Below are 635 nucleotides of genomic sequence, written 5' to 3' on the forward strand. Positions count from 1 at the left end.
ACACACCCACGCGCTTCGTCCCCGGCCGGATCTTCGGCTTGTACATCGACAGCGTCAGCGATTCCAGCGCCGGCCATTCGCGGAACGACAGCACCGCGAGATCCGCGACGAGCGTCTCCAGCAGCCGCGTATGCGGCTTGTGCGACAGGAACGACGCCACGCGCGCGCAATAGCCGTCGTAGTCGATCCACTCGCCCTGCTCGCTCGGCTCGCACCGATACCCGAGCCGCGCGTCGATCACGACCGGCTGCGGCGCTTCATGCTCGTGCGCATGAATGCCGATCCGCGCGGGCACCTTCAGTTCGTCGACGAACACGCTCCAGCCGCGCCCGCGCAGGCGCGGCGCGTCGATCGCCACGAGCGGTTCGTCGAACGGCTTCATGAGACGAGCGGCGCCGCGGCGTCGAGCATGATGCGCACGAAATAATCGGCGAAGCTGCGACGCAGGACGATCTCGAATGTGTCGTCGCCGGTCGGGATCAGCGTGATCGGCGACTTGAAGTAGTGCGACTGCGCGCACTGGCCCGGCTTGAACACGCGCGGATGCAGATCGAGCGGGCAGCCGCGCGCGATCACGTCGCGCACGCGTTCGCCGCTGATCTCGACCACCGTGTAGCCGCTGCCGACGTCGACGG

2 protein-coding genes are annotated in these 635 nt (G+C 67.7%); both read right to left on the minus strand.

Going from position 1 to position 635, the window contains the following annotated elements; genetic code table 11:
* Nucleotides 1-382: dihydroneopterin aldolase (locus tag H3O04_RS35600; protein WP_202589541.1), on the minus strand; the 382-nt coding region annotated here is incomplete at its 3' end.
* A partial coding sequence (locus H3O04_RS35605) for a sarcosine oxidase subunit gamma (protein WP_272929925.1) occupies nucleotides 379-635 on the minus strand: 257 nt, incomplete at its 5' end. The genes H3O04_RS35605 and H3O04_RS35600, both read right to left, overlap by 4 nt.

This window comes from Burkholderia sp. KCJ3K979, assembly GCF_016759955.1.
GTDB lineage: Bacteria > Pseudomonadota > Gammaproteobacteria > Burkholderiales > Burkholderiaceae > Burkholderia > Burkholderia orbicola.